At 72.7% G+C, this 20,306-nt stretch carries 14 protein-coding genes; 4 read left to right on the forward strand and 10 right to left on the reverse strand.

Annotated elements, in window-relative coordinates:
- The first annotated feature begins 264 nt into the window (after window positions 1-264).
- Entirely contained in the window at window positions 265-1,368 is a 1,104-nt protein-coding gene (locus ACT2CW_RS00850) for a citrate synthase 2 (RefSeq protein WP_445515161.1), read from the forward strand.
- Window positions 1,369-1,399: 31 nt separating this feature from the next.
- On the opposite strand, the gene ACT2CW_RS00855 is transcribed toward ACT2CW_RS00850, so the two are convergent.
- The 9 genes from ACT2CW_RS00855 to ACT2CW_RS00895 all read right to left on the reverse strand — a co-directional run bounded on the left by ACT2CW_RS00855 (window position 1,400) and on the right by ACT2CW_RS00895 (window position 15,562).
- Window positions 1,400-2,053, reverse strand: a complete 654-nt coding sequence (locus tag ACT2CW_RS00855; RefSeq protein ID WP_445515162.1) for a TetR/AcrR family transcriptional regulator — start codon at window positions 2,051-2,053, stop codon at window positions 1,400-1,402.
- Window positions 2,050-2,886: an enoyl-CoA hydratase family protein gene (locus ACT2CW_RS00860; RefSeq protein ID WP_445515657.1), complete on the reverse strand. Its 837-nt coding sequence runs from the start codon at window positions 2,884-2,886 to the stop codon at window positions 2,050-2,052. Before ACT2CW_RS00860 ends, ACT2CW_RS00855 begins: the two co-directional genes overlap by 4 nt.
- A gap of 131 nt (window positions 2,887-3,017) precedes the next feature.
- Window positions 3,018-4,601 carry a 4-coumarate--CoA ligase family protein gene (locus ACT2CW_RS00865; protein WP_445515163.1) on the reverse strand — a complete coding sequence of 528 codons (1,584 nt, stop codon included), beginning with the start codon at window positions 4,599-4,601 and terminating at the stop codon, window positions 3,018-3,020.
- Between the two features lie 70 nt (window positions 4,602-4,671).
- The gene (locus ACT2CW_RS00870; RefSeq protein ID WP_445515164.1) at window positions 4,672-5,832 is read right to left on the reverse strand and encodes an acyl-CoA dehydrogenase family protein; all 1,161 of its coding nucleotides are present in this window, start codon (window positions 5,830-5,832) and stop codon (window positions 4,672-4,674) included.
- A gap of 241 nt (window positions 5,833-6,073) precedes the next feature.
- A complete protein-coding gene (locus tag ACT2CW_RS00875; RefSeq protein ID WP_445515165.1) occupies window positions 6,074-8,065 on the reverse strand; it encodes an acetyl/propionyl/methylcrotonyl-CoA carboxylase subunit alpha in 1,992 nt (663 codons plus the stop codon).
- A 130-nt stretch (window positions 8,066-8,195) separates the two neighbouring features.
- Window positions 8,196-9,794 (reverse strand): acyl-CoA carboxylase subunit beta, encoded by a 1,599-nt coding sequence (locus tag ACT2CW_RS00880; RefSeq protein ID WP_445515166.1) that lies wholly within the window; start codon window positions 9,792-9,794, stop codon window positions 8,196-8,198.
- Window positions 9,795-9,897: 103 nt separating this feature from the next.
- Entirely contained in the window at window positions 9,898-11,598 is a 1,701-nt protein-coding gene (locus ACT2CW_RS00885) for an acyclic terpene utilization AtuA family protein (protein WP_445515167.1), read from the reverse strand.
- A complete protein-coding gene (locus tag ACT2CW_RS00890) occupies window positions 11,595-12,473 on the reverse strand; it encodes a TIGR03084 family metal-binding protein (protein ID WP_325119319.1) in 879 nt (292 codons plus the stop codon). The genes ACT2CW_RS00885 and ACT2CW_RS00890 overlap by 4 nt, the downstream gene beginning before the upstream one ends.
- A 233-nt stretch (window positions 12,474-12,706) precedes the next feature.
- Window positions 12,707-15,562: an FAD-binding and (Fe-S)-binding domain-containing protein gene (locus ACT2CW_RS00895; protein ID WP_445515168.1), complete on the reverse strand. Its 2,856-nt coding sequence runs from the start codon at window positions 15,560-15,562 to the stop codon at window positions 12,707-12,709.
- Window positions 15,563-15,831: 269 nt separating this feature from the next.
- On the opposite strand from ACT2CW_RS00895, the gene serC reads away from it, so the two are divergent.
- Window positions 15,832-16,950, forward strand: coding sequence for a phosphoserine transaminase (gene serC / locus ACT2CW_RS00900; RefSeq protein WP_182472395.1), 1,119 nt, complete (start codon window positions 15,832-15,834; stop codon window positions 16,948-16,950).
- A gap of 81 nt (window positions 16,951-17,031) precedes the next feature.
- Here the strand turns inward: serC and ACT2CW_RS00905 are convergent, their stop codons facing one another.
- Window positions 17,032-18,036: a hypothetical protein gene (locus ACT2CW_RS00905; protein WP_445515169.1), complete on the reverse strand. Its 1,005-nt coding sequence runs from the start codon at window positions 18,034-18,036 to the stop codon at window positions 17,032-17,034.
- A 369-nt stretch (window positions 18,037-18,405) separates the two neighbouring features.
- Here ACT2CW_RS00905 and ACT2CW_RS00910 point away from each other — a divergent pair, with 369 nt between their 5' ends.
- Both ACT2CW_RS00910 and ACT2CW_RS00915 read left to right on the forward strand, forming a co-directional pair.
- Window positions 18,406-18,957, forward strand: a complete 552-nt coding sequence (locus ACT2CW_RS00910) for a hypothetical protein (RefSeq protein ID WP_445515170.1) — start codon at window positions 18,406-18,408, stop codon at window positions 18,955-18,957.
- A gap of 267 nt (window positions 18,958-19,224) precedes the next feature.
- Window positions 19,225-20,220 (forward strand): aldo/keto reductase, encoded by a 996-nt coding sequence (locus ACT2CW_RS00915; RefSeq protein ID WP_445515171.1) that lies wholly within the window; start codon window positions 19,225-19,227, stop codon window positions 20,218-20,220.
- Window positions 20,221-20,306 lie beyond the last annotated feature (86 nt).

Raw genomic sequence — 20,306 nt, forward strand, 5'->3', positions numbered from 1 at the left:
GGAGCGGATGTGCCACTTCTCACGCTTCCCCATGGGCAGCGCACGCACCAGACTGAGCGGACCACGCGCCGCCCGTTCGGCGCCTGGACAGGCACCACCCCCCGTGTCCCGGAGGTCACTCCCCGTCACGGTTGGGTGACCACCACCCGCACGGGGCACATCACGGAGTGACCGGTACGGACCGCGAGCCGTGTCAGGCGGCCGCGTAACCGTTCCGGCGCCATCCGCCGCCGACCGTCGTCCCGCATCATGAGGAGCCGCCTGATGTCCGACTTCGTACCCGGACTCGAAGGAGTCGTCGCGTTCGAGACGGAGATCGCCGAACCCGACAAGGAAGGCGGCGCGCTCCGCTACCGAGGCGTGGACATCGAAGACCTGGTGGGCCATGTCTCCTTCGGGAACGTCTGGGGGCTGCTGGTCGACGGCGCCTTCAACCCGGGGCTGCCGGCCGCCGAGCCGTTCCCCATCCCGGTCCACTCCGGGGACGTCCGGGTCGATGTGCAGTCCGCGCTGGCCATGCTCGCGCCCGTCTGGGGCCTCAAACCGCTGCTGGACATCGACGAGGAGCAGGCCCGTGAGGACCTGGCGCGCGCGGCGGTGATGGCCCTGTCCTACGTGGCCCAGTCGGCCCGCGGCCAGGGGAAGCCGATGGTGCCGCAGCGGGAGATCGACAAGGCCGGAACCATCGTGGAGCGCTTCATGCGGCGCTGGCGCGGTGAGCCGGACCCCAAGCACGTGGCCGCCGTCGACGCGTACTGGACCTCGGCGGCCGAGCACGGCATGAACGCCTCCACCTTCACCGCCCGCGTCATCGCCTCCACCGGCGCCGATGTCGCTGCCGCGCTCTCCGGCGCGGTGGGCGCCATGTCGGGGCCGCTGCACGGCGGCGCGCCCTCCCGGGTGCTCGGCATGATCGAGGAGATCGAGCGCACCGGGGACGCCACCCGCTACGTCAAGCAGGCGCTCGACCGGGGCGAACGGCTGATGGGCTTCGGCCACCGGGTCTACCGCGCCGAGGACCCGCGGGCGCGGGTGCTGCGGCGCACCGCCAAGGAGCTGGGCGCACCGCGCTTCGAGGTCGCCGAGGCGCTGGAGCGTGCCGCCCTGGACGAGCTGCACAGCCGCAGGCCGGACCGGGTGCTGGCGACGAACGTGGAGTTCTGGGCGGCCATCGTGCTGGACTTCGCGGAGGTCCCGGCGCCCATGTTCACCTCGATGTTCACCTGCGCCCGTACGGCGGGCTGGAGCGCGCACATCCTGGAGCAGAAGCGGACCGGCCGTCTGGTGCGGCCGTCGGCGCGGTACGTCGGCCCCGGCACGCGCAGCCCGCACGAGGTCGACGGCTACGGGGACACCGCCTCGCGGTAGGGCCGCGCGCGATAGGGCCGCGCGCGGTAGGTCAGGAGGCGGCCGGGGCGGGGTGGTCGTGGGCCGGGTGGCCGTCCGGGTCCTTCGAGGTCAGGATCCCCTCCAGGATCCGCGACCACTGGGCCACCACCCGCTCCCGGCGGTGCCGGTCGTCCGTCAGCAGGTTGGCAAGGCCCAGGCCCCGCCCCATGTCGAGCAGGCCCTGGACGGCCTCCCGGACGCCCGGCACCGACTCGTCGGCGCCCAGCAGCTCCACCGCGATCCGATGCGTCTCCCGGCCGATCTTCGCCTCCAGCGCGCTCACCCGGGCGCCCAGCTGCTCCTCGTACGAGGCCGCCACCCACAGCTGGAGGGCGGCCCGGAAGAGCGGGCCGGTGTAGAGGGTGATCAGCGCCTCGACCACCGCGGGGACGCGGCCCTCCCCGTGCGGGGCCGGGAGGGCGCGCAGCTCCGCCGAGCGCTCCTCGGCGACATGCTCGACGGCGGCCGTGAAGAGGTCCTCGCGGGTCGGGAAGTGGTGCTGGGCCGCGCCCCTCGACACCCCGGCCCGCTCGGCGACCACCGCGACCGTGGAACCGGCCCAGCCGCGCTCGGCGAGGCAGGCCACGGCGGCCTCCAGCAGCCGCCTGCGGGTGGCGCGGCTGCGGTCCTGCTTGGGGTCGCGCAATGCCGTACGGGGGGTCATCGGGGCGCCCCGGCGGGGCCCGTGCTCCCTGCGGCCCCCTTGTCCCCCGCGTCCGGTATCGCCTCCGTGTCCGGTGCCGCCTCCGTGTCCCGTACCGCCTCCGCGTCGGACGCCGTCTGCCGCACCCACGCCGGATCGCGCCGCTCCAGGAACGACGTCATGCCCTCGCGCGCCTCCTCGGAGGCGAAGAGGCGGGCCGACAGCGCGGCCAGCGCCTCGCCGTCCCGGTCGAAGGCGCGCAGCACATCGGCGGTCACCAGCCGCTTGGACTCGGCCAGGCCCTGCGGGGAGCCCCGGCGCAGCCCGTCGAGGACCGGCGCCAGCGCCTCGTCCGCGTCCCCCTCCGGGTCCGCGAGCGTGACCAGCCCGATCCGGGCCGCCTCGGCGGCGTCGAACCGCTCACCCGTGAGGTAGTAGCGGGCCGCCGCGCGCCGGTCCAGCCGGGGCAGCAACGGCATCGAGATGACGGCCGGGGCGAGGCCGAGCCGGGCCTCGGTGAAGGCGAAGCTGGCGCCGCGCCCGGCCGCCGAGATGTCGCAGGCCCCGAGCAGCCCGAGCCCACCGGCCCGTACGTGCCCGGTGACGCGGGCGACCACCGGCTTGGGCAGCTCCACGATCGACCGCAGCAGGTCCACGAGACCGGACGCCCCGGACGCCGAGGGCGGTTCGCTCAGATCCGCGCCCGCGCAGAAGGTGGTGCCGGTGTGGGTGAGCAGCACCGCCCGCACACGGTCATCCCGCCCGGCCGCCGCCAGCGCCTCGCGCAACTCGGCGACCAGACGCGAGGAGAGGGCGTTGCGGTTGTGCGGCGAGTCCAGGGTGAGGGTGGTGATCCCGCGCGCGAAGGCGGCCCGTACGAAGGACTTCGGCGCATCGGCCGTAAGGCCGTCGCTCGTGGAGCCGTCGGCCGTAAGGCCGTCGTCCAGCGGGCGGCCGGTCGTGGGGCCAGTCGTGGGGCCGTCGGTCATGGGGCGGTCGTGCTCCTTTCCCTGGCGCGCAGTTCACGCCTGAGGATCTTGCCGGTGGCCGAGCGCGGCACGGCGTCCGTGAACTCCACACGCCGCACCTTCTTGTACGGGGCCACCTGTCCGGCAACGTACGCCATCAGGTCGTCCTCCGAGATCCGGGTCCCGGGCCTGGGCACCACATACGCCTTGGGGATCTCGTTGCCCGCCCCGTCCGTCACCCCGATCACGGCGGCGTCGACGACGGCCTCATGGGCGAGCAGCACGGCCTCCAGGTCGGCCGGGGCGACCTGGTAGCCCTTGTACTTGATCAGCTCCTTCACCCGGTCCACCACATACAGCCAGCCGTCCGCGTCCACATGCCCGACGTCACCGGTGTGCAGCCAGCCCTCGGGGTCGATCATCGCGTCGGTGTCCTCGGGACGGCCCAGATAGCCCTTCATCACCTGCGGTCCGCGGATGACGATCTCGCCGTCCTCGCCCACGGCCACGTCCGTGCCGCCGTCCGGGTCCACGATGCGCATCTCGGTGCTCGGGAGCAGCTTTCCGACGGTCCCGGGCGGGGCGTTCTTCGCGTCGCGCGGCACCAGATGGGAGCCCGGGGACAGCTCCGTCATCCCGAACGCCTGAAGCAGCGGCGGTACGCCGAGCCGCTGGGCGCACGCCTCGGCGAGCCGGGCGTCCAGCGGGGCCGCCGCGCTCAGCACATACCGCACCGACGACAGGTCATGGCCGTCCACGGCCGGGTGCTTGGCGAGCGCGAGCACGATCGGCGGGGCCACATAGAGCGCCTGGGCGCGGTGCTTCTCGATCGCCGCGAGGAAGGTGTCGAGTTCGAAGCGGGGCAGCACGATCACCGTGCCGCCGTTGCGGAGCGGTGCGTTCATGAGCGCCGTAAGGCCGTAGCTGTGGAAGAACGGCAGGACGGCCAGCACCCGCTCCCCCGGCCGGTTGGGCACCAGCGTCTCCACCTGCGCGAGGTTGGTGGCGACGTTGCGGTGGGTGAGCATCACGCCCTTGGGGGTGCCGGTGGTGCCGGAGGAGTACGGCAGGACGGCGATGTCCTCGACCGGGTCGATCTCCACCACCGGTTCGGGCGCGGTGCTGCTCAGCATGGAGCGCAGTGAACGATGACCGCTCGCCTCGTCACAGACGAAGATCTCCCGTATCCCGCCCGCCCGTTCGGCGGCCTGCCGCGCCACGCCCAGCTGCGCCGAGACGGTGATGATCCACGACGCGGCAGCGTCCCGCAGCTGCTTGGCGAACTCCTCCGGCGTCGCCAGTGGATGCACCGTGGTGACCGCGGCCCCGGTGCGGGTGGCGCCGTAGAACGCCGGTGGGTACATGATCGAGTTGGGGCTGTGCAGGGCCACCACATCGCCCTTGCGCACCCCCGCCTCGGCCAGCGCGGCCCCGATCCGGCGGGACGCGCGATCCAGCGCGGCATAGCTCAGGGCCGCCCCGGTCACGCCGTCCACCAGCGCGGTCAGGTCGCCGAACTCCTCGGCCGCGCGGCCCAGTACGGCGTCGTGGATGGGCAGATCGACGGGCGGTACATCGGGATACTCGCTGCGCAGCACCATGGCCGCTCCCCTCAGCTCTGATGGACCTACCTGTCCGTTCTGCCCTACCCGCGTACGGCTTGAAGCCCGCTCAGTACGACTTGGGCAGGCCCAGGGTCTGGTGGGAGACGTAGTTGAGGATCATCTCGCGGCTGACGGGGGCGATCCGGGCCACCCGGGCGGCCGTGATCAGCCGCGCCAGCCCGTACTCGGCGGTCAGGCCGTTGCCGCCGAGAGTGTGCACGGCCTGGTCCACCGCCTTCACCGCGGCCTCCCCGGCCGCGTACTTGGCCATGTTGGCGGCCTCGCCCGCGCCCGCGTCATCGCCCTCGTCGTACAGGTACGCCGCCTTCGCCATCATCAGCCGGGCCAGCTCCAGCTCGATATGGGCCTGGGCGAGGGGGTGGGCGATCGCCTGGTGGGCGCCTATGGGCTCCTTCCACACCTGGCGGGTGCGGGCGTAGTCCACGGCCTTGTCGAGCGCGTAGCGGCCCATCCCCAGCGCGAACGCCGCCGTCATGATGCGCTCCGGGTTGAGCCCCGCGAACAGCTGGAGCAGCCCGGCGTCCTCGTCGCCCACCAGCGCGTCGGCGGGCAGCGTCACGTCGTCCAGCACCAGCTCGAACTGCTTCTCCGCGGCGGCCAGCTCCATGGGGATGTGGTGGTGGGAGAAGCCATGGGTCTCGCGCGGGACGATGAACAGACAGGGCTTGAGCTTTCCGGTCCTGGCGTCCTCGGTGCGGCCGACGATGAGAACCGCGTCGGCGTTGTCCACACCGGTGATGAAGACCTTACGGCCGTTGAGTACCCAGCCGCCGCCCTCGTTCCGGCGGGCGGTGGTGGTGATGCGGTGCGAGTTGGATCCGGCGTCGGGCTCGGTGATGCCGAAGGCCATGGTGATCCTGCCGTCGGCCAGGCCCGGCAGCCAGCGCTCCTTCTGCTCGGCGGTGCCGAACCGGGCGATGACGGTGCCGCAGATGGCGGGCGAGACGACGAGCATGAGCAGCGGGCAGCCCGCCGCCCCCAGCTCCTCCAGGACGATGGACAGCTCGGTGATGCCGCCGCCCCCGCCGCCGTACTCCTCGGGGAGGTTGACCCCGAGATAGCCCAGCTTTCCTGCTTCGGCCCACAGTTCGGCGGCCCCGTCGCCCTCCTGGGGGCCGCCCGGGGCGTGTCCCTTGGCGAAGGACGACACCGCGGCGCGGAGCGCCACGCGCTCCGGGGTGTCCACGGGCGTGTGCGAGCTGGTCATGGACGGCTCCTCCCACGTGCGTGCGTTGTACGGGCCACATGCGCTGTGCGGTGCGGGCCCCTTGCGGTGCGTTGCGCGGTCCGGCTGTGCGGCTCGTACGAGCTGTGTGGCCCGTACGGACGATGTGGCCCGCACGGACGATGTGGCCCGTACGGACGATGTGGCCCGTACGGACGATGTGGCCCGTACGGACGGTGTGGCCCGCGTGGGCCGTACGGGCCACACCGTGTGCGGGGCCGGGTCACTCTCCCGCCGCCACGACGGCGAGCAGGGCTCCGACCTCGACCTGGCGGCCGGGGGCGGCGTGCAGGGCGGTGAGCACCCCGGCGGCGGGCGCGGTCACGCGGTGCTCCATCTTCATGGCCTCCAGCCACAGCAGGGGCTGTCCGGCCTCGACCCGGTCCCCGACGGCCACCTCGGCGACCCGCACCACCGTGCCCGGCATGGGCGCCAGCAGCGAGCCGGGCTCGGTGCGGGCGGTGGGGTCGGGGAAGCGGGGCAGCGCGGTGAACGCATGGCCGCCCTGGGGCGTGTCGACATAGCGGCGGTCCCCATAGGCCGTCACCTCGAACGTCCGCCGGACCCCGGCCACGACCAGGACGACCCGCGTCGGCTCGGCCTCGCGCCCCGACTCGGCGCCCCGCCCCCGCTCGGCGTCCCGCCCGGCATCGTCGCCCCGCCCCGGCTCGACGCCCAGCAGCCGGACGTCGGAGAAGCCCTCCGCGAGCAGCCCGTCGCGGGTGAGGCGGTAGCGCACCTCGTGCTCGGTGCCGTCCGGTTCCGCGCGGTAGCTCCTCAGCTGCGGCTGGGACGGCACATTGCGCCAGCCGCCCAACCGCCCGGCCACGGTCGCCGGCCGCCGCGCCGCGTCGGCGAGGGCGGCGGCGAGGGCGGCGAGCGGGCCCGACTCGTCGTCGTCCGAGGCGGCGGTCAGCTCGGGCAGACGGCGTTCGAGGAACCCGGTGTCCATACGGCCCGCCGCGAACTCCGGGTGGCGCAGGACCCGTACGAGCAGCTCGCGGTTGGTCACCGGGCCGTGGATCCGGGCCCGCTCCAGCCCGTGGGCCAGCCGCCGCACCGCCTCGGCCCGGGTGGGGGCCACGGCGATGACCTTGGCCAGCATCGGGTCGTAGTGGACGCCGATCGTGTCCCCGCCGTCCGGCCCGGAGTCCACCCGCAGCCCGGGGATGTCCAGCCGGTGCAGGATCCCCGTCTGCGGCCGCCAGTCGCGCGCCGGGTCCTCGGCGTACAGCCGCGCCTCGATCGCGTGCCCCCGGGGCGCCGGAGGCTCGGCGTCGAGCCGCTCCCCCTCCGCGATCCGCAGCTGGAGCGCCACCAGGTCGAGGCCGTGGATCTCCTCGGTGACCGGGTGCTCGACCTGGAGGCGGGTGTTCATCTCCAGGAAGTACGCCCGCCCCGAGGGCGAGACCAGGAACTCCACCGTGCCCGCGCCCTCGTAGCCGATCGCGCGCGCCGCGTTCGCCGCCGATTCGGCCAGGGTGCGCCGTAGTTCCTCGTCAAGACCGGGGGCCGGGGCCTCCTCGATGACCTTCTGGTGGCGGCGTTGGAGGGAGCAGTCGCGGGTGCCGAGGGTCCATACGGTGCCGTGGGTGTCGGTGAGCACCTGGACCTCGACATGGCGGGCGCCCTCCATATAGGGCTCCACGAAGATCTCGCCGTCGCCGAAGGCGGAGGCCGCCTCGGCGCGGGCGGAGTCGAGTGCGGCTGGGAGCGCGTCGAGTTCGCGCACCACCCGCATGCCCCGGCCGCCGCCGCCCGCCGCCGCCTTGACCAGCACGGGCAGATCGCCGGTGGTGACCTCGGCCGGGTCGAGCGGATCGAGCAGCGGCACGCCCGCCTTGCGCATGATCTCCTTGGCCCGGGTCTTGGAGGCCATGGCCTCCATCGCCTCGGGCGGCGGCCCCACCCACACCAGCCCCGCCGCCCTTACGGCGCGCGCGAAGTCGGCGTGCTCGGAGAGGAAGCCATAGCCGGGGTGGACGGCGTCGGCCCCGGCGGCCAGGGCGGCCTCCACCAGGAGATCGCCCCGCAGATAGGTGTCGGCCGGGGCGTCGCCCGGCAGCCTTACGGCGGCGTCGGCCTCGCGCGCGTGGGGCGCGCCGGTGTCCGCGTCGGAGTGCACCGCGACGGTGGCGATGCCGAGATCACGGCAGGTGCGGACGATGCGCCGCGCTATCTCGGCGCGGTTGGCGACCAGGAGGGAACGAATCACGGATTCCTCACCCACATGACGTAAGACGCCGAAGCGAGACCACGACGCGCGCCCGGCACCAACGCGGCGTGCGAGGCGGACGAAGCGAGCGAACGGGCGGACAAACGGGCACGGCTCACGGGTTCCTCACTCACATCCGGAAGACGCCGAAGCCACCGCGCGCGCCCTCGACCGGCGCGGTGTGCAGGGCGGACAGACACAGGCCGAGCACGGTGCGGGTGTCGCGCGGGTCGATGACGCCGTCGTCGTAGAGCCGCCCGGAGAGGAAGAGCGGCAGCGACTCGGACTCGATCTGCTGCTCCACCATGGTGCGCAGCGCGGCGTCGGCCTCGTCGTCGTACGGCTGCCCCTTGGCGGCGGCGGACTGCCGGGCGACGATCGACATCACCCCGGCGAGCTGCTGCGGCCCCATCACGGCGGACTTGGCGCTGGGCCAGGCGAAGAGGAAGCGGGGGTCGTACGCCCGGCCGCACATCCCGTAGTGACCGGCGCCGTACGAGGCGCCGATGAGCACCGACAGATGCGGTACGCGGGAGTTGGAGACGGCGTTGATCATCATGGCGCCGTGCTTGATGATCCCGCCCTGCTCGTAGTCGCGGCCGACCATGTAACCCGTGGTGTTGTGCAGGAAGAGCAGCGGGATGTCGCGCTGGTTGGCGAGCTGGATGAACTGCGCGGCCTTCTGCGACTCCTCGCTGAACAGCACCCCCTGGGCGTTGGCCAGGACCCCGACCGGATAGCCGTGCAGCGCGGCCCAGCCGGTGGCCAGGCTGCGCCCGTACAGCGGCTTGAACTCGTCGAAGTCCGAGCCGTCGACGATCCGGGCGATCACCTCGCGCGGGTCGAAGGGGACCTTCAGATCGCTCGGCACGATCCCGAGCAGCTCCTCGGCGTCGTACTTCGGCGGCTCGGCGGGCCCCGGATCGGCGTGCGCCTTGCGCCAGTTGAGGCGGGCCACCACCCGGCGGGCCTGGCGCAGCGCGTCCGGCTCGTCGGTGGCGAAGTAGTCGGCCAGCCCGGAGGTGCGGGCGTGCATCTCGGCTCCGCCCAGCGACTCGTCGTCGCTCTCCTCGCCGGTGGCCATCTTCACCAGCGGCGGACCGCCCAGGAAGACCTTGGAGCGCTCCTTGACCATGATCACGTGGTCGGACATCCCGGGGATGTACGCGCCTCCGGCGGTGGAGTTGCCGAAGACCACGGCGATCGTGGGAATGCCTTCCGCGGACAGCCGGGTGAGATCCCGGAACATCGCCCCGCCGGGGATGAAGATCTCCTTCTGGGAGGGGAGATCGGCGCCGCCGGACTCGACGAGGCTGACGACCGGGAGGCGGTTCACCCGGGCGATCTCATGCGCGCGCAGCGACTTCTTCAGCGTCCACGGATTGCTCGCACCACCTCGCACGGTGGGGTCGTTGGCACTGATCAGGCACTCGACACCGGAGATCACCCCGATACCGGTGACGACGGACGCCCCGACCGGGTAGTCGCTGCCCCACGCGGCCAGCGGGGACAGCTCCAGAAAGGGCGTATCGGGGTCCAGGAGCAGTTCGATCCGCTCCCGGACGAGCAGCTTCCCGCGCTTGCGGTGCCGCTCGACGTACTTCTCGCCGCCGCCCGCCAGCGCCTTGGCGTGTTCGGCCGCCAGCTCATCGAGCTTGGCGAGCATCGCCTCGCGGTGGGCCGTGTAGTCGGCGCCCGCGGGATCGAGCGCGGACGCGAGCACTGTCACAGCGACACCTCCGGTATGTCCAGGCGACGAGAGAGCGACCCATCGCCAACGTCCGTGGCCCGGAGATCGCCAACGGCCGCGGCCCAGAGGCCGGAACGGGGGGTCAAAGCAGTACCTCCGGTATGTCGAGGTGGCGGGAGCGCAGCCATTCGCCGACGGCCTTGGCCTGGGGGTCGAAGCGGGCCTGCGCGGCGACGCCCTCGCCGAGCAGCCCGTCCACGACGAAGTTCAGGGCCCGCAGCCGGGGCAGCGGATGGCGGGTGACGTTCAGTTCGGCCGTCTCCGGGAGCAGCTCCCGCAGCCGGTCGGTGGTGAGGGTGTGGGCCAGCCAGCGCCAGGCGTCCTCACCGCGCGCCCAGACGCCGATGTTGGCGCTGCCGCCCTTGTCGCCGCTGCGGGCCCCGGCGACGGCGCCGAGCGGGGCACGGCGGGTCGGGCCCGGCGGCAGCGGAGGCGGCGGCGGAGGCTCGTCCACCGGGCCTCCGGCGGCGGGCGTGGTGGGCGCCGGGGGAACGGACAGCCGGGAGCCGTCCGGCAGTACGGCGGTGTGCGGCACGGTGTCGGCCGGGGTCTCCACGGCCTCGAAGACGCCGTAAGGCGAGCCCTTTCCGGGCGGGGCGGTGACATGGAAGCCGGGATAGCTGGCGAGGGCCAGTTCGACGGCCGCGCCGCTGATCACCCGCCCCACCGCCGCCGGGTCCCGGTCGCGCACCACCAGCCGCAGCAGCGCGCTCGCCTCCTCCTGGACGGCCGCGTCGGGGTGGTCGGTACGGGAGAGGGTCCAGCGGACCTCGGCGGGGCGGCGTTTGCTCATCGCCCCCTCCATCTGGTCCCGTACGAGCGCCGCCTTGGCCTCGATGTCCAGGCCGGTGAGCACGAACACCACCTCGTTGCGGTGGCCGCCGAGCCGGGTCAGCCCGGTCTTGAGGGTGCGGGGCGGCGCCTCGCCCCGTACGCCGTGGACGCGCACCCGGTCCGGGCCGTCCTGGACCAGCCGCACCGAGTCCAGCCGGGCGGTGACGTCCGGGCCCGGATAGCGGGCGCCCGCCGTCTCGTAGAGAAGCTGGGCGGTGACGGTGCCGACCGTGACGGCGCCGCCGGTGTGCGGATGCTTGGTGATCACACTGGAGCCGTCGGGGTGGATCTCGGCGAGCGGGAAGCCGGGGCGGCGGACGTCGTGCTCGGCGAAGAAGGAGTAGTTGCCGCCGGTCGCCTGGGTACCGCACTCCAGGATGTGCCCGGCGACCACGGCTCCGGCGAGCGCGTCCCAGTCGTCGGCGGCCCATCCGAAGTGCGCGGCGGCCGGGCCCGTCACCAGCGCGGCGTCCGTCACCCGCCCGGTGACCACCACATCAGCGCCACCGCGCAGACAGGCCGTGATCCCGGCCCCGCCGAGATAGGCGTTGGCGGTGACGACGCCCGGCCCCCACTCGCGGGCCCCCAGGAGGTCGTCGCCCTCCACATGGGCCACCTGGCACGCAATCCCGAGCCGCTCGGCCAGCTCGCGGATCGCGTCCGCCAGCCCGGCCGGGTTGAGCCCGCCCGCGTTGGTGACGAGCCGTACGCCGCGCTCCATGGCGAGCCCCAGGGTGTCCTCGAGCTGGCGCAGAAAGGTCGTGGCATAGCCCCGCGCGGGGTCCTTGGCGCGGTCCCGGCCCAGGATGAGCATGGTCAGCTCGGCGAGGTAGTCACCGGTCAGCACGTCCAGGGGCCCGCCGGTGAGCATCTCGCACAGCGCGTCGAAACGGTCGCCGTAGAAGCCGGAGGCGTTGCCGATACGGAGGGGGCGGGGCGGAGGGGTCACGGGGCGCCTCCGGGCCGGTGCCCGGGCACGTCGCCCTGCGGGGCGGGGCTTACGGCGTCACCAGGGGCATCACCACCGTCGTGCTCCGCCCGCTGCCCCGGAGCGCGGCCCTTGCCGGGCGGGCCCGCGAACGCCTGGGCGATGTCCAGCCAGCGGTCCGCGTCCGGCCCTTCGGCGCGTACGGCCAGATCGTCGCGGTGGGCCCGCTGGGTCACCAGCAGACAGAAGTCCAGCGCGGGCCCGGTGACCCGCTGCCCGGCGTCCTCCGGCCCGTACGTCCACAGCTCACCGTCCGGAGCGGTGAGTTCGACCCGGAACTCCTCGGCCGGCGGCTCCATCCCCCGCGCCGCGTACGCGTAGCCCCGCGCCCGGACCCCGATCCGGGCCACATGGCGCAGCCGGGCGGTGGGGGCCCGGCGCACGCCCAGGGTGTCGGCGACGTCCTGGCCGTGCGCCCAGGTCTCCATCAGCCGGGCGGTCGCCATCGACATCACGCTCATCGGCGGCCCGTACCACGGCAGCCGGGCACGCGGCGGCTGCGCGGCCAGCGTCCGGAGCAACCGCTCCCGCCCCTCCCGCCAGCGGCCCAGCAGCACCTCGGGCGGCACGGCCGCGCCGCGCTCGGCGCCCTCGTCCACGAACGCGTCCGGCGCGGCCCACGCCCGGCGCACCTCGTCCGCGAACCCCTGGGCGTCCTCGGCGGCTTGTACGGCCCGCTCGTCGGTCCACGCGAGATGGGCGATCTGGTGAGCGATGGTCCACCCGGGCGCGGGCGTCGCCAACCGCCACTCCGCACCCCCGAGCCCGGCCACCAGGCCGTCCAACTCGTCCCCCTCCGCCCGCAGATCGCCGAGCAGAGCCTCCGTCTCGGACACGCCTCGCTCCCGTCGTCGGGTCTGTCGTGTGTCGGCCTTCTCCCGCCCTCGTCGAGTGCGTCGAGTGCGTCGAGTGCTCTCGACGAGCGAGGGTGGCAGCGCGACGAGAAACAATCAAGCACGCTTGCATGATTCAGCCGGTTGGGACGGCCCGTCAGGGCACGCCGACAGTGGGGCCGGCCGGCCCGATGAGGTGTGGCTCGGCCGGCCCCGGCAATCGCGACCTGCTCGTCTTACGGCAGCCGTTCCGCCAGGACCTCTGCCAGGTGGCGGCCCTTCCGGCCCGCCAGCTGGGTGAGTTGGGTGCGGCAGGAGTAGCCGTCCGCCAGGACTTCGGTGCCGGGTTCCGCGGCCCTTACGGATGGCAGCAGTTGCTCCTCGGCGCAGGCCGTCGAGACCTCGTAGTGGCCGTTCTCGAAGCCGAAGTTGCCCGCCAGGCCGCAGCAGCCGCCGCTCAAGGTGCCCGTAAGGCCGGCGCGTTCGCGGAGGCGGCGTTCGGCGGCGTCGCCCAGGACGGCGTGCTGGTGGCAGTGGGTCTGGCCGACGACGGGGCGGTCGATCCTCGGGGGCCGCCAGTCGGGGGCGTAGCGCTCCAGCGCCTGGGCGAACGTCGAGACGGACTCGGCGAGGCGCGTGGCGCGCGGGTCGGTGGTGAGGAGTTCGGGGAGGTCGGTGCGGAGGGCGGCGGTGCAGCTGGGTTCGAGGCCGACCACCGGGAGCCCGGCGTCCAGGGCCGGGGCCATGACGTCCAGGGTGCGCCGCATGACCGTGCGGGCGCGGTCGAGCTGGCCGGTGGAGACCCAGGTCAGCCCGCAGCACACGGGCTTCGGCGGGACGACCACCCGCAGCCCGGCCGCCTCCAGCACGGCGACCGCCGAGCGGCCGACGGACGGGGAGAGGTGGTTGGTGAAGGTGTCCGGCCAGAGGACGACGGTCCGTCCGTGGTCGGGCCGCGCCGATCCCGGGCCCGGTCCGGTCCCCGTCCCGCGCGCCGCCTCGCGGACCCGGTTCCGCCACCACCTGGTGAAGGGCTCGTGGGCGAGTTCCGGGATGTCGCGTTCGGGGGCGATGCCGCCCAGGCGTTTGGCCAGGGCGGCGAGTGGGCTCACCCCGGCCAGCGCGTTGGCCGCCGGGGCCGCCCGCAGGAGGGACGCCGCGCGCAGCCACACCGGGAGCCAGCCCATCGAGTAGTGGGCGGCGGGGCGCATTCGGCCCTCGTAGTGGTGGTGCAGGAACTCCGCCTTGTAGGTGGCCATGTCGACCTCCACCGGGCAGTCGCTGCGGCAGCCCTTGCAGGACAGGCACAGGTCGAGCGCGTCCCGTACCTCCTCCGAGCGCCAGCCGTCCTGGACGACCTCGCCCGCGAGCATCTCGTGCAGCAGCCGGGCGCGGCCGCGGGTGGAGTGCTTCTCCTCGCCGGTGGCGCGGTACGACGGGCACATCACGCCGTCGCCGGACACCGACTCGTTACGGCACTTGGCGACGCCCACACAGCGCCGGACCGCCGCCGAGAAGTCGCCCTTGTCGTGCGGATAGCCGAACTCGACGTCCACCGGGCGCCTCGGCAGCGGATCGAAGCGCAGGTTCTGGTCCAGGCGCTGCGGGCGGGCCAGGACGCCGGGGTTGAGGCCGCCCTCCGGGTCCCACAGGTCCTTGAAGCGGGAGAAGAGGCCGACCATCTCCGTCCCGTACATGCGCGGCAGCAGCTCGGCGCGGGCCAGGCCGTCGCCGTGTTCGCCGGAGAGCGAGCCGCCGTGGGCGACGACGAGATCGGCGAGGTCGGCGGAGAAGGCGCGGAAGACCCGGATGCCGGGCTCGGTCAGCAGGTCGAAGTCGATACGGACGTGGATGCAGCCGTCCCCGAAGTGCCCGTACGGCGTGCCGCGCAGCCCGTGCTGGGCCATCAGGGCGCGGAAGTCGCGCAGATACGCGCCGAGCCGGGGCGGCGGCACCGCGCAGTCCTCCCAGCCGGGCCAGGCCTCGCTGCCGTCGGGCGTCCGGGTGGCGGTGCCTGAGGCGTCCTCGCGCACCCGCCACAGGGCCCGCTGCCCGGCCGGGTCGGCGACCACGGTGTGGTCCGTGGTGGCCTCGGCGGCGGCGCGGGCCACCTCCTGCGCGCGGGAGAGCGCCTCCTCGCGGGTGGCGCCGCCGACCTCCACGAACAGCCAGGCGCCGCCCTTGGGCAGCCCGGTCGCCCCGGCGACCAGGTCGGCGGCCATGCCCTCGACGGTCAGCGGGCCGTACGGCAGCAGGGTGTGCGCGGCCTCGGCCGCCGCGCTCTCGTCGGGGTAGCCGAGCACGGCCAGGGCGCGGGCGCCGGGCGCCTCCACCAGCCTTACGGTCGCCTCGGTCACCACGCCGAGGGTGCCCTCGCTGCCGGTGAGGGCGCGGGCGAGGTCGGCGTTCTTCTCGGGCAGCAGCTCGTCCAGGGCGTAGCCGGAGATCCGGCGGGGCAGCTCGGGGAAGCCGGTGCGCAGCAGGGCCAGATGCTGGCCGGCCAGGGACCGTATGCCGTCGCGGAGCCGGGCGGGCAGGTCGTGGAGGCCCTGGGCGGCGCGCACCCGCTCCCCGCCGTAGGTGAGGACGTCCAGCTCGTGGACGTTGTCGGCGGTGGTGCCCCAGGCCACGGAGTGGGAGCCGCAGGAGTTGTTGCCGATCATGCCGCCGAGGGTGCAGCGGCTGTGGGTGGACGGGTCGGGGCCGAACGTCAGCCCATGGGCGCCGGCCGCCGTACGGAGGTCGTCGCAGATCACGCCCGGCTGGACGACGGCGGTGCGCCGCTCGGGGTCGAGCGAGCGGATGCCGCGCATATGGCGGGTGAAGTCCAGGACGACGCCGAGCCCGGTGGCCTGGCCCGCGATCGAGGTCCCGCCGCCGCGCGCGACCACCGGCACCCCTCGTTCCCGGCACACGGCCAGCACCGCCGCCACATCGTCGGCGTCGCGGGGCGCGACCACCCCGGCGGGGACCCGCCGGTAGTTCGACGCGTCCATGGTCATCAGGGCCCGGCTCGCCGTATCGAAGGAGACGTCCCCGCGAACGGCTCGTCGCAGCGCCTGCTCCAGCTCGTCTGCCTGGTGATCAGCCATGCCCCCATGGTCCATGGCGAGGCGGCCCTTGAGAATGTCCAATTCCGATTCATGGCCCCTTCATGGCCGCCATGCATGGGCCGCATGACCCGCGTGGCCCGCGTGGCCCGCATGGCCCGCATGGCCGCCTTACGGCCGCCGTGCTCCGCGTTCGGCCGGTTCGGCCCTTATACCGGCACGTCCTCGCGCGTCAACCGGATGTGGACATACCGTCTCAGCCGCTGGACGCGCGGTCGGAGCGCGGCGGCCGACGGATTAGGCTTCGGGTCGTGGCTGAGATCCGGATTCCCGATGACATCAAGCCCGCCGACGGACGCTTCGGCTCGGGCCCCTCCAAGGTGCGCACCGAGGCGCTGAGCGCCCTGGCCGCGACCGGAAGCTCCCTGCTGGGCACCTCCCACCGCCAGGCCCCGGTCAAGAACCTGGTCGGCGCCGTACGCGAAGGGGTGCGCGAGCTCTTCCAACTCCCGGAGGGGTACGAGGTCATCCTGGGCAACGGCGGCTCCACCGCCTTCTGGGACATCGCGACCCACGGGCTGATCGACTCCAAGTCGCAGCACCTGTCCTTCGGCGAGTTCTCCTCGAAGTTCGCCAAGGCGGCGAAGCTGGCGCCGTGGCTCGAGGAGCCCACGGTGATCACCTCCGACCCCGGCACCCACCCGGAGCCGCGCGCCGAGAGCGGCACCGACGTCTACGCCTTCACCCACAACGAGACCTCCACCGGTGTCGCCATGCCCATCCAGCGGGTGGCCGGTGCCGATGAGGGCGCGCTGGTACTGGTGGACGCCACCTCCGGGGCGGGCGGTCTGCCGATCGACATCGCCGAGACGGACGTCTACTACTTCGCGCCGCAGAAGTCCTTCGCGGCCGACGGCGGACTGTGGATCGGCGTCTTCTCGCCCGCCGCGCTGGAGCGCGCCGCCCGGATCCACGCCTCCGGCCGGCACGTACCCGAGTTCTTCTCGCTGCCGACCGCGATCGACAACTCGCTGAAGAACCAGACGTACAACACCCCGGCGCTGGCGACGCTCTTCCTGCTCGACGACCAGCTGAAGTGGATCAACGGGCAGGGTGGTCTGGACTGGGCGGTCCGCCGCACCGCGACCTCCTCGCGCACGCTGTACGGCTGGGCCGAGGAGTCCAAGTTCGCGACCCCGTTCGTGACCGACCCGGCCAAGCGGTCGCAGGTCGTGGGCACGATCGACTTCAACGAGGAGATCGACGCCGCGGCGGTCGCCAAGGCGCTGCGGGCCAACGGCATCGTGGACACCGAGCCGTACCGCAAGCTGGGCCGCAACCAGCTGCGGGTGGCGATGTTCCCGGCCGTGGACCCGGCGGACGTCGAGGCGCTGACGGCGTGCGTGGACTACGTCATCGAGCACCTCTGAGGGCTCACTCCGAGCGCAAGGGGCCCGCGGCCGATCACCGGCCGCGGGCCCCTTCGCATACGTCGACGCTCAGCTCCAGAATCAGCTCCGGCGGAAGAGCTTGCGCAGGCCGAGGAAGACCACCAGCGCGCCGACGAACGTGAGCCCGGCCTTGACCAGGTTGCCGTTCTTGTCCTCGTCGGTGAGCTTGCCGTCGACGCGGTCGGAGTACTCCCCGGTCTTCTTCTGCTCCTTCGCGGTGGCGTCCGGCAGCAGCTCCCCGCCGAGGTCCACCGGCGTCACCTTGGAGCCCGCGCCCTCGGTGCCGTACATCAGCGTGCCGCCGTCCGGGGTGAAGGTGACCGACTCGCCCTGCCGCTGGAGCGGCAGCCCCGGCTCCTCCTTCAGCCGCGTCGGCTTTCCGTTCCGCCAGCGGTACTCGGCGGCCGAGAAGTAGCCGCGGAGCACCAGCCGGGTGCCGTCCGGGGAGAACGCCCCGTCCGTGACCTCCAGGTCGAGGTCGGAGACCCGCTGGAAGACATTCACCCCGGAGGGGCTCAGCGTGGTCGGTCCGGCGTACAGCCCGGCGTCCTCGTCGCTCTTGCCGGCGATGTAGACGCGGCCCGTCTTGGGATGGACCATCAGTGCCTCGGCGTCGCGCGGCCCGCCCTGGTACTTGACGGTGAACTGGGTCGCGGTGACGGTGGTGTCCTTCAGCTGCTTGGGCTCCGGGAAGCGGTAGATCCACACATGGGACCACTGACCGCCCAGGTTGTCGCCGATATCGCCGACGTAGACATTGCCGTCCGGCCCTATCGAGATCGCTTCCACATCGCGGGGATCCCCTATCCCGCGCAGGGTGACGCGCGCGACCGTCTTCCCGGTCCTGCCGTCCACGGCGTAGACGTACGGGCCGTCCGAGCTGTCGTTGTGCGTCCAGTAGACACCGGGGTGGAGACGGCTCGCGGCGAGGCCGCTGGACTCGGTGATCCGTGAATCCTGGATCGTGAAGGGGGACGGCGACGACGAGTCGCCGGCGGCGGCCGGGGCGGCTGCGGACACGGTCAGCAGCGCGGCGGCACCGAGTACGAACGGAAGCGGACGCATGGGCCCAAGCCTGCCATCCCGCCGGGGGCGTCCGGCGCCGGGACCACGCCGAGGGACCCCTCCGGCCACGCATGGCCTCCGCCCATGCCCGACTCCCGTGATCGAAGCCCGCCTCCCTGATCAAAGCCCGACTCCCGTGATCAAACCCCGACTCCCATGATCGAAGCCGACTTCCGTGATCGCGCATGACTTCCGCGATCACGGGCAGATAACGTCTGTCAATTATTTGTGCGGGCGGCCACCCCGAAATAACCCCGAGATTATTTGATCTCATCCGGGGATTATTTGGACGAGAAATTTATCGGTCATTGACGGCATAGCGGGCGGCGGCATTGCAATGCGGAAAGGCCCCGCTTACGGTCTGAGCTCATGAGCGAATACAGCCAGTCCTCTTATGCGCAAACCGCACCGCCCGCCCATTCCGCCGGTGCCCCGAACCATGGCGCGGCACCGGCCGCGCCGTCCAAGAAGATCGCGATCTTCGCGATCGTCGGCTCGGTCATCGCGCTGGTCGGCTCCATGGTGAACTGGGTGATCTCCGACGCCGAGGGCGCCACCGGGGGCATCAAGGGCATCGACGGCGACGGCATCATCACGCTGATCATCGCCCTGGTCGCGGCGATCCTGTTCATCGCCGCCATGGCCACCAAGAAGGCGGCGCTCTACCTGGTCGGCGGCGTTCTGGGGCTGGCCATGGCCATTGTCGCGGTCATCAACATGGCGGACCCCGAGCGGCTCGTCGTCCAGAAGCTGAAGGACGAGGAGGGGGTGTCCCAGCAGGTCGCGGAGAAGGCGGCGGAGCAGGCCGCGAAGCTGTACGACATGACCGCGGGGCCGGGGCTCTACATGGTCCTGGTCGGCGCACTGATGGCCCTCGCCCTCGGCGTTCTCGGCTTTATGAAGTCCCGCGCCGCCCGGTAATCCCCAAAGACCGGCCGCATTCGGCGGCCCCATACAGCGGCCATATCCGGCGAGCCTGCTCGATCGAATTCAGACCGGAGCCGCAAAACCCCAAAGACGCCCGCTTTTTGACCGCACGGGGGGCCAAAAAGCGGGCTTTCGGGTTTTCCACGGGGAATTCTCGGCCGCCACGGGGAATTCTCGGCCGGGGCCCTGCCGCCGCCGATGGCGAGCACTCGGCCCGCCCCCCCTTGATTAGAGCGCACTCCAACGGCTTGGCTGATCCCCATGGAGTACACGCAGCTCGGACGCACAGGTCTCAAGGTCAGCCGTATCGTCCTCGGCACCATGAACTTCGGTCCGCAGACGGAGGAGACCGACAGCCACGCGATCATGGATGCCGCGCTCGACGCGGGCATCAACTTCTTCGACACCGCCAATGTGTACGGCTGGGGCGAGAACAAGGGCCGCACCGAGGAAATCATCGGGAGCTGGTTCGCCAAGGGCGGCGGGCGGCGCGAGAAGACGGTCCTCGCGACCAAGGTGTACGGAAACATGGCCGCCGAGGGCGAGCCCTGGCCCAACAGCGACAAGCTCTCGGCCGTGAACATCCGCCGGGCCGTGGACGCCAGCCTCAAGCGGCTCGGCACGGACTACATCGACCTCTACCAGTTCCACCACGTGGACCGCTCCACCCCGTGGGACGAGATCTGGCAGGCCATCGACGTCCTCGTACAGAAGGGCAAGATCGTCTACGCGGGCTCCTCCAACCACGCGGGCTGGCATATCGCCCAGGCCAATGAGGCCGCGGCCCGCCGTGGTTCCTACGGGCTGGTCAGCGAGCAGTGCCTGTACAACCTGGCCGAGCGCCGCGCCGAGATGGAAGTCATTCCGGCCGCGCAGGGCTACGGCGTGGGCGTCATCCCCTGGTCGCCGCTGCACGGCGGGCTGCTCGGCGGCGCGCTCCGCAAGGAGCGCGAGGGCGGCGGTTCGCGCAGCACGTCCGGGCGCAGCGCCGACGCGCTGAAGAACCCGACGGTGCGCGACCAGATCCAGCGGTACGAGGACCTGCTGGCCAAGCACGGCATCGAGCCCGGCGAGGCGGCCCTGGCCTGGCTGCTCACCCGGCCCGGGGTCACCGGTCCGATCGTGGGTCCACGCACGGCCGAGCAGCTGGCGTCGGCGGTGCGGGCGTCGGAGCTGAAGCTGGGCGAGGAGGTGCTGACGGAACTGGACGAGATCTTCCCGGGTCCGGGGCCGTCGCCGGAGGCGTTCGCCTGGTAGCCGAGGGCGAGAGCTGTGGGGGTGTGGGCCGCGCCGCGGCCCCCCCCCCCCCCCCCCCTCCCTCTCCCCCCCCCCAAGCGGCCACC

The sequence above is a fragment of the Streptomyces sp. NEAU-174 genome (assembly GCF_052665095.1).